General features: G+C 73.3%; 14 protein-coding genes. 10 read left to right on the forward strand and 4 right to left on the reverse strand.

Annotated elements, in window-relative coordinates; genetic code table 11:
* Positions 1 to 101: 101 nt before the first annotated feature.
* The 4 genes from ACFYPD_RS22445 (at position 102) to ACFYPD_RS22460 (ending at position 3,910) form a co-directional block, all read left to right on the forward strand.
* Positions 102 to 1,394 (forward strand): sugar ABC transporter substrate-binding protein, encoded by a 1,293-nt coding sequence (locus ACFYPD_RS22445; protein WP_387116673.1) that lies wholly within the window; start codon positions 102 to 104, stop codon positions 1,392 to 1,394.
* Complete coding sequence (locus tag ACFYPD_RS22450; protein ID WP_387116676.1) at positions 1,391 to 2,377, forward strand: carbohydrate ABC transporter permease; 987 nt, start codon at positions 1,391 to 1,393, stop codon at positions 2,375 to 2,377. Before ACFYPD_RS22445 ends, ACFYPD_RS22450 begins: the two co-directional genes overlap by 4 nt.
* Positions 2,374 to 3,204: a carbohydrate ABC transporter permease gene (locus ACFYPD_RS22455; protein WP_151464922.1), complete on the forward strand. Its 831-nt coding sequence runs from the start codon at positions 2,374 to 2,376 to the stop codon at positions 3,202 to 3,204. The genes ACFYPD_RS22450 and ACFYPD_RS22455 overlap by 4 nt, the downstream gene beginning before the upstream one ends.
* Positions 3,205 to 3,265: 61 nt before the next feature.
* Complete coding sequence (locus ACFYPD_RS22460) at positions 3,266 to 3,910, forward strand: MOSC domain-containing protein (protein ID WP_387116679.1); 645 nt, start codon at positions 3,266 to 3,268, stop codon at positions 3,908 to 3,910.
* A gap of 29 nt (positions 3,911 to 3,939) precedes the next feature.
* On the opposite strand, the gene ACFYPD_RS22465 is transcribed toward ACFYPD_RS22460, so the two are convergent.
* On the reverse strand, positions 3,940 to 4,800 hold the full coding sequence (locus ACFYPD_RS22465) for a hypothetical protein (RefSeq protein WP_387116682.1): 861 nt from the start codon (positions 4,798 to 4,800) through the stop codon (positions 3,940 to 3,942).
* A 117-nt stretch (positions 4,801 to 4,917) separates the two neighbouring features.
* Positions 4,918 to 5,703: an enoyl-CoA hydratase-related protein gene (locus ACFYPD_RS22470; RefSeq protein WP_387116685.1), complete on the reverse strand. Its 786-nt coding sequence runs from the start codon at positions 5,701 to 5,703 to the stop codon at positions 4,918 to 4,920.
* Between the two features lie 19 nt (positions 5,704 to 5,722).
* Between ACFYPD_RS22470 and hemW the strand changes: the two genes are divergently transcribed.
* Entirely contained in the window at positions 5,723 to 6,946 is a 1,224-nt protein-coding gene (gene hemW / locus ACFYPD_RS22475) for a radical SAM family heme chaperone HemW (RefSeq protein WP_387117342.1), read from the forward strand.
* 39 nt (positions 6,947 to 6,985) lie between these two features.
* On the opposite strand, the gene ACFYPD_RS22480 is transcribed toward hemW, so the two are convergent.
* Positions 6,986 to 7,633, reverse strand: a complete 648-nt coding sequence (locus ACFYPD_RS22480) for a DUF4870 domain-containing protein (RefSeq protein ID WP_387116688.1) — start codon at positions 7,631 to 7,633, stop codon at positions 6,986 to 6,988.
* Between the two features lie 232 nt (positions 7,634 to 7,865).
* Between ACFYPD_RS22480 and hrcA the strand changes: the two genes are divergently transcribed.
* The 3 genes from hrcA to ACFYPD_RS22495 all read left to right on the forward strand — a co-directional run bounded on the left by hrcA (position 7,866) and on the right by ACFYPD_RS22495 (position 10,840).
* Positions 7,866 to 8,888: a heat-inducible transcriptional repressor HrcA gene (gene hrcA / locus ACFYPD_RS22485; RefSeq protein ID WP_387116691.1), complete on the forward strand. Its 1,023-nt coding sequence runs from the start codon at positions 7,866 to 7,868 to the stop codon at positions 8,886 to 8,888.
* A gap of 73 nt (positions 8,889 to 8,961) precedes the next feature.
* Positions 8,962 to 10,104, forward strand: coding sequence for a molecular chaperone DnaJ (dnaJ, locus tag ACFYPD_RS22490; protein WP_387116694.1), 1,143 nt, complete (start codon positions 8,962 to 8,964; stop codon positions 10,102 to 10,104).
* A 1-nt stretch (position 10,105) separates the two neighbouring features.
* Complete coding sequence (locus tag ACFYPD_RS22495; RefSeq protein WP_387116696.1) at positions 10,106 to 10,840, forward strand: 16S rRNA (uracil(1498)-N(3))-methyltransferase; 735 nt, start codon at positions 10,106 to 10,108, stop codon at positions 10,838 to 10,840.
* A 25-nt stretch (positions 10,841 to 10,865) separates the two neighbouring features.
* Here ACFYPD_RS22495 and ACFYPD_RS22500 read toward each other — a convergent pair whose 3' ends face one another.
* Positions 10,866 to 11,627, reverse strand: a complete 762-nt coding sequence (locus tag ACFYPD_RS22500; RefSeq protein WP_387116699.1) for an SDR family NAD(P)-dependent oxidoreductase — start codon at positions 11,625 to 11,627, stop codon at positions 10,866 to 10,868.
* Positions 11,628 to 11,720: 93 nt separating this feature from the next.
* On the opposite strand from ACFYPD_RS22500, the gene ACFYPD_RS22505 reads away from it, so the two are divergent.
* Together ACFYPD_RS22505 and ACFYPD_RS22510 are read left to right on the forward strand one after the other, a co-directional pair.
* Positions 11,721 to 12,071, forward strand: a complete 351-nt coding sequence (locus ACFYPD_RS22505) for a histidine triad nucleotide-binding protein (protein ID WP_091269925.1) — start codon at positions 11,721 to 11,723, stop codon at positions 12,069 to 12,071.
* A gap of 21 nt (positions 12,072 to 12,092) precedes the next feature.
* On the forward strand, positions 12,093 to 13,469 hold the full coding sequence (locus tag ACFYPD_RS22510) for a serine hydrolase domain-containing protein (RefSeq protein WP_387116702.1): 1,377 nt from the start codon (positions 12,093 to 12,095) through the stop codon (positions 13,467 to 13,469).
* The last annotated feature ends 54 nt before the right edge of the window (positions 13,470 to 13,523 follow it).

The following is a 13,523-nucleotide window of genomic DNA, read 5'->3' on the forward strand; positions in this document are numbered from 1 at the left end:
GCCTCGGCCGCCCGCCGCGAGTACCCCCTGTTGTAAAGGAAATTTTCCTACTAAGGTGCGGCGGAGAAGGTTAATGCCAAACGGCCCGAGGGGGATATGGCGTGAACAGGTGGAAGCGGCTGGCCCCGGTCACCGCCATCGTGGCCTCGGCCGCGATGGTGCTCTCCGGGTGCGGTGGCTCCGGCGACGACGACAAAGCCGCGGACAACAGCAAGCTGACGGTCTGGATGATGGGTGAGGGCGGCGACGCCCAGACCAAGTTCCTCGACAGCGTCGAGGCGGAGTTCAAGAAGAAGCACCCCGAGACCGACGTCGTGGTGCAGTACATCCCCTGGCTCGAGGCCCCGAAGAAGTTCCAGGCCGCGCTCGCCGGCGGCGAGGGGCCGGACGTCACCGAGCTGGGCAACACCGAGACGCAGGGCTGGGCGGCGCAGGAGGCCCTCGCCGACGTCACGGAGAAGTTCAACGGCTGGTCCGAGGGCAAGGACATCCTTCCCGACCTGGTGAAGAACGCCCAGCTCGACGGCAAGCAGTACGGCGTCCCGTGGTACGCCGGCGTGCGGGGCATCTACTACCGCACCGATTGGTTCGCCGAGGCGGGCGTGAAGCCGCCGACGACCTGGGACGAGCTGGTCACCGTCGCGAAGGCCGTCCAGGCCAAGAAGCCGGGCACCTACGGCATCGCCCTGCCCGGCAACTCCGAGCTGCCGTTCTACTCGTTCCTCTGGGCGGCCGGCGCGGAGATCGCCACCAAGGACGGCGACAGCTGGAAGTCCGGCTACAACACGCCGGAGGCGCAGAAGGCGGTCAAGTTCTGGACCGACCTGGTGACCGTGCACAAGGTGGCCCCGCCGGCCGCCGCCGCCTGGAACGAGGTCGACGCCCGTACCCAGTTCGCCACCGGCAAGGCCGCCATGGCGTTCGCCGGTAGCTGGCAGGGCGGCGCGATGAAGAAGGACAACCCGGACATCGAGAAGGTGTGGGGCACGTTCCCCATCCCCGGTCCGGACGGCAAGGCCGCCCCGGCCTTCGCCGGCGGCTCCGACATCGCCCTCTGGAAGGACAGCAAGCGGCAGGACCTGGCCTGGGACTACATGACCGTGCTGCTCAGCAAGCAGAAGGACCAGGAGTTCGCCAGCAGCCTCGGCTTCTTCCCGGTCTACAAGGACCTGGTCAGCGGCGGCACCTACGCCAACGACAAGGTGATGGCGGCGTTCGCCACCGCCATGCAGAACACCAAGCTGACCCCGCTCACCCCGAAGTGGGTGGAGGTGAGCCGGACCAAGACGGTGACCCAGGCCATGAACAGCTCGGTCATCAAGGGCCAGAAGACGGTCGAGAAGGCCACCGCCGACGCGGCCACCGAGATGGAAAGCATCCTCAACGCCAAGTGACCACGCTGACCGAGGCCACCGGCGAAGCCGCCGCGCGGGAGACCCCCGCGCGGCGGCGCCGTCGCGTGGACCGCCTCCCGTACCTGTTGCTCCTGCCCTGCCTGGCGATCATCGCGGTGCTGCTGCTCTGGCCGCTCGGCCAGGTCGTGATGATGTCCTTCTACAAGCTGGACAGCGTCCGGCAACTGCGGGGCGACCGCGAGTGGCCGTGGGTGGGCCTGGCCAACTACGCGCAGATCCTCGGCGACCCCTTCTTCCGTACGGTGCTGCGCAACACCGTGCTCTTCGCCGTGGCCAACGTGGTGCTCACCATGATCCTCGGCACCCTGGTCGGGCTGCTGCTCAACCGGCTCGGCAGGAAGATGGCCACCTTCGTGGCGAGCTGCGTCATGCTGGCCTGGGCCACCCCGGCGCTGACCGGCACGATCGTCTGGAAGTGGATCTTCGACGACACCAGCGGCCTGGTGACCTGGCTGTTCAACAAGCTCCCGGACGGGCTCTCCACGGCCCTGTTCGGACGCAGCGACTGGACCGGCTACGGCTGGTTCAACGACCCGCTGCTCTTCTTCGGCATCCTGACCCTCGTGGTGGTCTGGCACTCGTTCCCGTTCATCGCCGTCAGCGTGCTGGCCGGGCTGAAGAGCGTGCCGAGCGAGCTCCAGGAGGCCGCCCGGGTGGACGGGGCCGGCCCGTGGCGGGTCTTCTGGTCGGTCACCTTCCCGATGCTGCGGCCGGTCTTCGGCATCCTCGTGGTGCTCTCCACGATCTGGGACTTCAAGGTCTTCACCCAGCAGTTCGTGCTGGCCGGCGGCACCCAGGACCGGTCGACGTTCATGCTGTCGATCTACTCGTACGCGGAGGCGTTCTCGCCGCCGCCCAAGTACGGCCTGGGCTCGGCGATCGCCGTCATCCTGACCCTGATCCTGCTGGTGGTGACCGGCGTGTACGTCCGTATGGTGCTCCGGCAGGAGGACGGGTCGTGAAGAAGATCGCCCTCAACGGCGCCGGACTGCTGGTCGCGCTCTTCGCGGCCTTCCCGGTCTACTGGATGGTCGCCACCTCGCTGAAGCCCAACAAGGAGATCTTCTCGGCCACGCCCCGCCCGGTGCCGGCGGAGCCGACCCTGGAGCACTACCGGGAGATCCTCACCGGCAACCTCATCCCGGGCGTGACCTTCACGGACTTCTTCCTCAACAGCGCGCTGGTCGCGGTGGCCACCGTGGTGCTGAGCGGGCTGGTCGCGCTGCTCGCCGCGACCGCGGTGGCCCGGTTCCGGTTCAAACTGCGCACCACCTTCCTGATCCTGCTGCTGGTGGTGCAGATGATCCCGCTGGAGGCGCTGGTCATCCCGCTGTTCCTGATGATCCAGCGGCTCGGGCTCTACAACACCCTGCCCAGCCTGATCCTGACCTACCTCGGCTTCTCGCTGCCGTTCGCGGTCTGGATGCTGCGCGGCTTCGTCGCCGCGGTGCCCAAGGAGCTGGAGGAGGCGGCGGCGATCGACGGGGCCAGCCGGGCCCAGACCTTCCGTAAGGTGCTCTTCCCGCTGGTCGCCCCCGGGCTGGTGGCGACCAGCATCTTCTCCTTCATCACCGCCTGGAACGAGCTGATCTTCGCGTTGACCTTCGTCAACGACCAGAACAAGTACACGCTGCCGGTGGCCATGACGTTCTTCTTCGGGCGGGACGACACCGCCTGGGGTTCGGTGATGGCGGCCTCGACGCTGTTCACCCTGCCGGTGATCGTCTTCTTCCTGCTGGTCCAGCGCCGGATGGTCTCCGGCCTGGTCGCCGGGGCGGTCAAGGGCTGAGCGGTCCGCCGGGGAGGAACCTGTTTTCCCGCACCCGGTTGCGGCCCCTAGGCTGACCGCCATGACGGGCAGGCTGGCGGCGGTGAACCTCGGCGTGGTGACCGAGGCGGAGTGGGCGGGCGACCCGAGCGGTCGCAGCGGCATCGACAAGCGGCCGGTCGACGGTCGGGTGGAGATCCGCTTCGCCGGCGTCGCCGGCGACTTCATCGGCGAGCGGGCCCACCACGGCGGCCCCGACCAGGCGGTCTACGCCTACGCCGAGGAGGACGCCGGCTGGTGGGCCGGCGAGCTGGGCCGGGCGCTGCGGCCGGGCGCCTTCGGCGAGAACTTCACCACCTGGGCGGTGGACGTCACCGGGGCGGTGATCGGCGAGCGTTGGGCGGTCGGCTCCGCCCTGCTGCAGGTGACCAAGCCGCGCACCCCGTGCGCCACCTTCGCCGGCTTCTGGGGCATGCCCGACCTGATCAAGCGGTTCACCGTACGGGGCGCGCCCGGTGCGTACCTGCGGGTGCTGCGCGAGGGCGAGGTGGGCGCCGGCGATCCCGTCGAGGTGGTCGACCGGCCGGCGCACGGGGTGACGATCGGCGAGGTGTTCCGGGCGACCACCCTGGAGCCGGAGCTGCTGCCGCGCCTGCTCGACGTGCCGGAGCTGCCAGAGTCGGTGCGGGCCAAGGTCCGCCGCCGCCTCGGGGCCGCCGCCGGCTGACCGCAGGGGCCGGCCGGGGCGGGGTCGGGTCAGGCCGCGGCGAAGACCTCGGCCAGCACCTGGGTCGCCGGGTCGCCCTGCACCTTGGCCCAGGTGCCCTGCTCGGCCGTCCACTCCAGGCCGCCGAAGCGGACCCGCTTCACCCCGTGGTCGTCGGCGTGCGAGACGAGCCAGTGGGCGTACCGCCAGCCGTTGCGGCTGTCGGCGGCGGGCACGGTCAGCCCGGTCAGGTCGGTGGCCGAGGTCAGCTCGGGCAGGCCCCAGTCCAGGGCCAGGCTCTGCATCACGGCGGTGGCGGCGGCCGGGCCGCGCATCGTCGGCGTCGGGCCGACCGTGCAGGCCACCGCCCCGGTCGCGTTCCCCAGCAGGGCGCGGGTGAGCACCTGCGACTCGTCCGCCCACTTCTCGTACGCCTCGGGGTAGGCCGACCGCTGCACCCGCTGCGCGGCCTCGGTGACCCGCAGCTTCTCCCAGCCCTTGACCTTCTTCAGCGCGGCGTAGAACTTTTTCGCCGCGTAGCGCGGGTCGCGGATCTCCTCGGGGGTGCCCCAGCCCTGGCTCGGGCGCTGCTGGAACAGGCCGAGCGAGTCCCGGTCGCCGTGCGCGATGTTGCGCAGGTGCGACTCCTGGTACGCCGTCGCCAGCGCCACCACCACGGCCCGCTCGGGCATCTTCCGCTGCACGCCGATCGCCGCGATGGTGGCCGCGTTGGCCATCTGGTCGGCGCTGAGCACGACCTCACCGTCGGCCCGCACGGTGCAGGTCCGGCTGGCCGACGGGAGCCGCAGGTGATGCCCGAACTGCTTCGCGACGAACCACACGCCGAGCAGGGCCAGCACCGACACCACCACACCCGATGCCACGATCGCCGCTCGCGTTCGCACCCGCACCCCCAGTCCCGACAGCCCGCCAAGCGTACGTCGCCCACTTCCGTCTCCGGGTCGGCCGACCGGACGCCTCCCGCTGCGTCACCGCCCCGGCACGCACCGCGTTCCGGGGGCCCGGCCTCAGTCTCCGGCGGGCACCCAGGCCGCGGGCCGCTTCTCCCGGAACGCGAGGACGCCCTCCCGGCCCTCCTCGGACAGGAAGAACCCGGTGGAAAGCGCGGCCAACTCGGTGATCTCGGCCCGCAGGTCGGTGGCGGCCGGGCGGCGCAGCAGCTCCTTGGTGCCGGCGAGGGCCTTCGGCGCGCCCTTCACCAGCGACGCGCGGTAGCGCTCCACCGCGGCGTCCAGCGCGTCCGCCGGCACGGCGGCGGTGACCAGGCCGATCTCGGCGGCCCGCCGGCCGTCGAAGGTGTCGCCGGTCAGATACAGCTCGGCCGCGGCCCGGGGGTGCAGCCGCGGCAGCACGGCCGCCGAGATCACCGCCGGGATCACCCCGATCCGGACCTCGGTGAAGGCGAACCTGGCCTCCTCGGCGCAGACCGCCAGGTCCGCGGCGGCGATCAGGCCCAGCCCGCCGGCCCGCGCCGGCCCGGCCACCTTCGCCAGCACCGGCTTCGGGCACTCCCGGACCGCGATCAGCACGTCGCCCAGCATCCCGGCCGGCACCGACCCGCTGGCGTACGCGGCGGCGGTCTCCTTCAGGTCGGCCCCGGAGCAGAACACCGGGCCGGTGTGGTCCAGCACGATGGCCCGGACCGCGTCGTCGGCGCCCGCCGCGGCCAGCCCGGCCAGCAGCTCGGTCATCAGCGGGGTGGAGAGGGCGTTGCGGTTGTGCGGGCTGTCCAGGGTGAGGGTGGTCACCCCACGGGCCGTGGCGACCCGCACGAGAGCGTCCGGAGAGGTCATGCCGGGCACACTAGTGGCCATGCCCGGCGTCCTTCCAGAAGGCGAACCCGTCCCGCGCGACGGGGCGCTGCCCCCTGCCGCCCGCCGCGCCGTCGGCGCGCGCGGCTTCGGCGTGTACGTGCACGTCCCGTTCTGCGCCAGCCGCTGCGGCTACTGCGACTTCAACACCTACACGGCCGCCGAGCTGGGCGGCGGGGGCAGCCGGGAGACGTACGCCGACACCGTGCTGGCCGAGCTGGCCCTCGCCGGCCGGGTGCTGGGCGACACCCCGCCGCCGCGGGTGGACACCGTCTTCGTCGGCGGCGGCACGCCCACCCTCCTTCCCGCCGACGACCTGGCCCGGATCCTCGACGGCATCGACCGCACCTGGGGGCTGGCCGCCGACGCCGAGGTGACCACCGAGGCCAACCCCGAGACGGTCACCCCGGAGTCGCTCAAGACGCTGCGGGCCGCCGGCTACACGCGGATCTCGCTGGGCATGCAGTCCGCGGCGCCCGGGGTGCTGGCGATCCTCGACCGGCAGCACAGCGCCGGCCGGGCCACCGCCGCCGCGCTGGAGGCGCGGGACGCCGGGTTCGACCACGTGAACCTGGACCTGATCTACGGCACGCCGGGGGAGTCCGCCGAGGACTTCGCCGCCTCGCTGGACCAGGTGGTCGCCGCGGGGGTGGACCACGTCAGCGCGTACGCCCTGATCGTGGAGGACGGCACCCGGCTGGCCGCCCGGATGCGCCGCGGCGAGCTGCCCTACCCCAGCGACGACGTGGCGGCGGACCGCTACCTGGCGGCCGAGGCGGCCCTCGCCGCGGCCGGCTTCTCCTGGTACGAGGTCTCCAACTGGGCCCGCTCCGAGGCGGCCCGGTGCCGGCACAACCTGCTCTACTGGACCGGCGCCGACTGGTGGGGGCTGGGCCCCGGTGCGCACAGCCACGTCGGCGGGGTGCGCTGGTGGAACGTCAAGCACCCGACCGCGTACGCCCAGCGGCTGGCCGCCGGGGAGTCGCCCGGCCTGGCCCGGGAGCTGCTCACGCCGGACGAGGCGCACATGGAGGACGTGATGCTGCGGCTGCGGCTCGCCGACGGCCTGCCCCTGTCCGGGCTCGACGAGGCCGGCCGGGCGGGCGCCGAGCGGGCCCGGGCCGACGGCCTGCTGGACGCCGACGCGTACGCCGCCGGGCGGGCGGTGCTCACCCTGCGCGGCCGGCTGCTCGCCGACGCGGTCGTCCGCGACCTGCTGCCCTGACCGGTGCCGGTCGGCCGAGAGATCGGCCGACCGGCCGGGTCACTTGGTAAAGCTGTAGCTCATCGGGTAGCGGTAGAGCATCCCGTCGTTGGCCTTGACCCCGCCGATGATCCCGAAGATCAGCGGCACGAGCCAGACCAGCATCGGGACGAAGAACAGGATCCCGCAGGTGACCAGGGTGAGCACCCAGCCCAGCAGGCCGGCGATCGCCCAGGTGATCTGGAAGTTCAACGCCGCGACGGCGTGGGCCCGGACGGTCGGCGACTGCTGCCCCCGGGTCATCAGGGAGATGAGCGGGGCGACCCAGCCGAGCAGGCCACCGCCGACGATGACGCCGAGGGCGCCGCCGAAGTGCGCGACCAGGGCCCAGGTCTTCTCATCGTTGTTGGCGTAGCCCGTGGGCGGCCCGTACGCGCCGCCGCCCGGGTAGCCGCCGCCCGGCGGGGGGTAGCCGCCCGGCGGGGGATAGCCGCCCGGGGGTGGGTAGCCGCCCGACGGCGGCTGGCCGCCGGGAGGCGGGGGATAGCCACCGGGCGGGGGATAGCCGCCCCCTGCGGGCGCCCCGGACAGTGGTGCGGTGGGTGGTTCGCCGGCCGACGGCGAGCCGTACGGTGCCGACGGCGGGGTCGGCTCCGGCGGCGGTGCGCCGGAGTCCCCCGCTCCGGGAGGGCGAGGCGGTTCAGTCATGGACGTCACGGTAGGTCCCGGGGGCAAGGGCGCACCAGAGCGAGATCGACCGGGATGTCCGGCTGTTCGGCCCTGGTGGGTCGGATGTGCGGCGGGCCGCACCCGAGGTGCGTCGCTGATCATCGCGTCGGCGGGTCGACCGACGTAGACTGGCACTCGCTACAGTCGAGTGCCAGACGCCCGGCGGACGCCGCGCGCCGGGGCGGACGAGGTGCGTCAGGAGGTGGGGGAGATGGGTCTCGACGACCGCAAGCTCGCCGTGCTGCGCGCGATCGTCGAGGACTACGTCGCCACGCAGGAGCCGGTCGGCAGCAAGGCCCTGGTCGAGCGCCACCAGCTCGGCGTCTCCCCGGCGACCGTCCGCAACGACATGGCGGTGCTGGAGGAGGAGGGCTACATCCGGCAGCCGCACACCAGCGCCGGCCGGGTGCCCACCGACCGCGGCTACCGGCTCTTCGTCGACCGGCTCTCCCGGGTCAAGCCGCTCAGCCCGGCCGAGCGCCGGGCGATCGAGCGCTTCCTGGTCGGCGCGGTCGACCTGGACGACGTGGTGCACCGCACCGTCCGGCTGCTGGCCCAGCTCACCCGGCAGGTCGCCGTGGTGCAGTACCCGAGCCTGGCCCGCTCCAAGGTGCGCCACCTGGAGCTGGTGCCGATCTCCACCACCCGGCTGATGGTCGTCATGATCGCCGACACCGGCCGGGTCGAGCAGCGGCTGGTCGAGCTGCCCGGGCCGGTCGCCGCCGACGAGGTGACCGACCTGCGCCGGCTGGTCAACGAGAAGCTGGTCGGCAGTCGGCTCTCCGACACCCCGCCGCTGGTGCAGGCCCTGGTCGACGAGTCCACCCCGCAGCTGCGCCCGGCCATGGCCACGCTCTCCAGCGTGCTGCTGGAGACCCTGGTCGAACGGCACGAGGAGCGCCTCGCGCTGGCCGGCACGGCCAACCTGACCCGGGGCGGCCTGCTCGACTTCCAGGGTTCGCTGCGACCGATCCTCGAGGCGCTCGAGGAGGAGGTCGTGCTGCTCAAGCTGATCGGGGAGGCCGAGCCGAGCACCACCCGGGTGCTCATCGGCGACGAGAACGAGATCGACAACCTGCGCGCCGCCTCGGTGGTCAGCACCGGGTACGGCCCAGGCAGCACGATCGTGGGCGGTCTCGGCGTGCTCGGCCCGACCCGGATGGACTACCCCGGCACCATCGCCACGGTGAGGGCCGTGGCACGCTACGTGGGCGAACTGCTGGCCCAGAACTGACCAGTCAGGGCCGACGGCCGGCTCCGGCCGACGACCGGCGCAACGCGAGACGAACATGAGGACATCGAACGCAGTGGCCAGGGACTACTACGGCATTCTCGGCGTGAGCCGGGACGCCTCCGACGACGAGATCAAGCGCGCCTACCGCAAGCTGGCGCGGCAGTTCCACCCGGACGTCAATCCGGACCCGGAGGCACAGGAGAAGTTCAAGGACATCAACGCCGCGTACGAGGTCCTCTCGGACGATCGGAAACGGCAGATCGTCGACCTCGGCGGTGACCCGCTCGCCCCGGGCGGCGGGGGCGCGGGTCCGGGTGGTCCGGGCGGCGCCGGCCCGTTCGTCGGCTTCCAGGACATCATGGACGCCTTCTTCGGCGGCGCCGCGGGCGGCAGCCGGGGCCCGCGGCCGCGTACCCGGCCGGGCGCCGACGCAATCCTGCGGCTGGAGCTGGACCTGAACGAGACGGCGTTCGGCGTCGAGGCGCCGATCACCGTCGACACCGCCGTGCTCTGCACCACCTGCTCCGGTGCGGGCACCGCGGCCGGCACCCACCTGGCCACCTGCGAGGCGTGCGGCGGCCGGGGCGAGGTGCAGTCGGTGCAGCGGACCTTCCTCGGCCAGGTGGTCTCCGCCCGGCCGTGCACGGTCTGCCAGGGCTACGGCACCACCATCCCGCACCCCTGCCCGACCTGCGCGGGCGACGGCCGGGTGCGCACCCGGCGTTCGCTCACCGTCAAGATCCCGGCGGGCGTCGAGGACGGCATGCGGATCCGGCTGGCCCAGCAGGGCGAGGTCGGTCCGGGCGGTGGCACCGCCGGCGACCTCTACGTGGAGATCCACGAGCGGCCGCACGACGTCTACTCCCGCAAGGGCGACGACCTGCACTGCCGGGTCACCGTGCCGATGACGGCCGCCGCGCTCGGCACCCGGCTGACCATCAAGACCCTCGACAGCGAGGAGACGCTCGACGTCAAGCCGGGCACCCAGCCGGGCAGCACGCTGCGGCTGCGCGCCCGGGGCGTGCCGCACCTGCGCGGCACCGGCCGGGGCGACCTCTACGTCCACCTCGACGTGCGTACCCCGACCAAGCTCGACGCCGACCAGGAGCGGATGCTCCGCGACTTCGCCAAGACCCGCGGCGAGGAGGTCGCCGAGCTGACCAAGCAGGGCGGCTTCTTCTCCCGGATGCGCGACGCCTTCAACGGGCACGCCTGAGGTGTCGGCGCCGCTGTTCCTGGTCGAGGCGCTGCCCACCGGTGACACGCTGACGCTGGACGGCCCGGAGGGGCACCACGCGGCCACCGTGCAGCGGCTGCGCGTCGGCGAGGAACTGCTGCTCGCCGACGGGCGGGGCGGCACGGCCGACGCGGTGGTCACCGCCGTCGGCCGGGGCACCCTCGACCTCCGGGTCACCTCCCGGGGGTACGCCGACGCGTCCGTCCCCCGGCTGGTCGTGGTGCAGGGCATCGCCAAGGGTGACCGGGGCGAGCTGGCCGCGCAGGCGATGACCGAGGTCGGCGTGGACGAGATCGTTCCCTGGGCGGCGTCCCGCTCGGTGACCCAGTGGCGCGGGAACCGGGGCGTACGCGCCCGGGAGAAGTGGGCGGCCACCGCCCGGGAGGCGGCGAAGCAGGCCCGCCGCCCGTGGCTGCCGGTGGTGGCCGGCACGCCCGACGAGTCCACCACCACGGTGGCCCGGCGGATCGCCGGCGCGGCCGCCGCGTTCGTCCTGCACGAGGAGGCCGACGAGCGGCTGACCACCGCCGACCTGCCCGACACCGGCGAGATCGTCCTGGTGGTCGGCCCCGAGGGCGGCATCGCCCCCACCGAGCTGACCGCCTTCACCGAGGCCGGCGCCCGCCCGGTCCGCCTGGGCCCGACCGTCCTTCGCACGTCGACGGCCGGCGTGGCAGCCCTGACCGTCCTGTCCACCCGCCTCCACCGCTGGTGATTCGCGGCTCGGTGGGTGGGGGGCGTCAGGTGCGCAGGTAGGAGGCGCCGTTGAGGTCGACGATGGTGCCGGAGGCCCACTCGGCCTCGGGGCTGGCCAGCCAGTGCACCGCCGCCGCGATCTCCTCGGGGCGGGCCACCCGGTTGAACGGGGACTGGGCGCGAATGGCCGCGCCGCGCTCGCCGCTGAGGTGGGTGGTGGTCATGTCGGTCGCCACGAAGCCCGGCGCGACCGTCGCCACCGCGATGCCGTACGGGGCCAGGGCCAGCGCCAACGACTGACCGAGCGCGTTCAGCCCCGCCTTGCTCGCCCCGTACGCGGGCTGCTCCGGCTCACCCCGGAAGGCGCCCCGGGAGGACACGTTCACGATCCGGCCGCCCCGCTCGCGCATGTGCTGGGCGGCGCACCAGGTGGCGTTCGCGGCGCCGGTCAGGTTGGTCTCCAGGACCAGCCGCCACTGCTCCTGCCACTGCGCGTAGCTGTTGCCGAAGACCGGGTGGGGCAGGTCCCGCGGGCCGTAGACGCCGGCGTTGTTGACCAGGACGTCGAGGCCGCCCAGGCGCTGCGCCGCCTCGTCCACCATGGCCCGTACGGCGTCCGGGTCGGCCAGGTCGGCGCGCACCACCACGTGCCCGTCGCCGGGCAGCTCCGCCCGCAGCGCCTCGGCCAGTTCCGCGGAGTCCCGGTGGTGGATGGCCAACCGGTCCCCGCCCTCCGCGAACGCCCGCGCCACCGCGCGGCCGATGCCGCGCGAGGCCCCCGTCACCAGTACCGCCCGTCCCGCCATGCCGGCCATCCTGCCGCACCGATCCCCGCGCACAGGAAGGGGCCCTTCCTGTGGGGCAGGCGTTGACCGGGGGCCCTTCCTTACACTGCCCCGATGGGAACCGACTGCCTGTTCTGCCGGATCGTCGCCGGGGAGATCCCGGCCACCATCGTCCGCGAGACCGCCACCACCCTGGCCTTCCGGGACATCGACCCGAAGGCCCCCACCCACGTGCTGGTGATCACGAAGGAGCACTACGCGGACGTGGCCACCCTGGCCCAGGGCGACCCGGGGCTGGCCGGTGAGCTGCTGGGCACCGCCGCCGTGGTGGCCGAGGAGGAGGGGCTGACGGTCGACGGCTTCCGGCTCATGTTCAACACCGGCCCGTACGGCGGCCAGGAGGTCTTCCACGTGCACGCGCACCTGCTGGGCGGCGCGCCGCTCGGCCCGATGCTCTGCCGCTGACGCGCTGCCTAGACTGCCCTCATGATCACGGTGCATGACCGGCTCGGCCGGATGGTGCGGCAGGCGCAGGCCCACGGGCGGATCCCAGCCGTCTCGGCCGCCCTGCACCGGGCCGACCGGCCGCTCTGGACCTGCGCGGTCGGCGGGACCGGCAACGACACCCCGCTCGGGCCGGAGTCGGTCTTCCGGATCGGCTCGGTCACCAAGACCTTCACGGCGGTGCTGGTCATGCAGTGCCGTGACGAGGGGCTGCTCGACCTGGACGACCCGATCGGGCGGCACCTCGACCTGCCGGCGCACGGCGAGCTGACCGTACGCCGGCTGCTGTCGCACACCGCGGGCCTGCAGCGCGAGCCGCACGGCGACGTCTGGGACAGCCTGCGCGCGCCCGACGTCAGCGAGCTGCTCGCCGACCTGGCCCGGGTGGAGCGGGTGCTGCCCACCGGTCGGCGCTATCACTACTCCAACCTCGGCATGGCCCTGCTCGGCGAGCTGGTCGCCCGGCTGCGCGGCGGCACCTGGGCCGAGGTGCTGGCCGAGCGGGTGCTCGCGCCGCTCGGGCTGACCGGCACCGGCGCCGCGCCGGGTGACCGGGCGGCGACCGGGTTCCTGGTCGACGCGTACTCCGACGAGGCCCGTCCGGAGCCGCCGACCGACTTCGGCGCGGTGGCCCCCGCCGCGCAGCTCTGGAGCACGGCGCCGGACATGGCGCGCTGGGCGGCCTTCCTGGCCGACCCGGCCGCGCTGGACCCGGCCGGCGCGGTGCTCGCGCCGGCCACCCTCGACGAGATGCGCTGGCCGCTGACCACCACCGACGAGACGCTCTGGGCGGGCGGCTTCGGCCTCGGCCTGATCCTGGTGCCGCAGCCGGGGCGGGTGATGCACGTGGGGCACGACGGGGCCATGCCCGGTTTCCTGGCCGCCGTCTACGGCCGGCGCGGCGGGGACGGCACCGCCGGCGCGATGGGCTGCGCGGTGCTCGGTTCCTCCGGCACGGGTGTGGAGGTCTTCGAGCTGCCGCACCGGTTGCTCGCCGCCGCCGCCGAGCACGACCCGGCCGACGTCGAGCCGTGGCGGCCCGGCGCGCCCGCCCCGGAGCCCCTGCGCGGCCTGCTCGGCCGCTGGTGGGGCGAGGGCTTCGAGTACGTCTTCTCCTGGCACGACGGGGCGTTGCGGGCCCGGGGCGCGGACGACCCGGCCGGCAAGCCGCCCTCGGTGTTCGCCCCGGTGCCGGACCGAACGGACGTGTTCCGCACGGTCGCCGGCCGGGAGGTGGGCGAGCTGCTCCGGCTGACCCGGGACGAGCGCGGCGCGGTGGTGCGGATGCACTGGGCCACCTACCGTTTCACCCGCCACCAGGAGACGTTCGAGGGGTACGACTTCCGCGCCGGCAGCTGATCTCCTGGCGGCGGAAATGGGCACGGTGCCGCGGGTGTTGACCCGATACGATAG

The organism is Micromonospora sp. NPDC005299 (assembly GCF_042872345.1).
Classification (GTDB): domain Bacteria; phylum Actinomycetota; class Actinomycetes; order Mycobacteriales; family Micromonosporaceae; genus Micromonospora.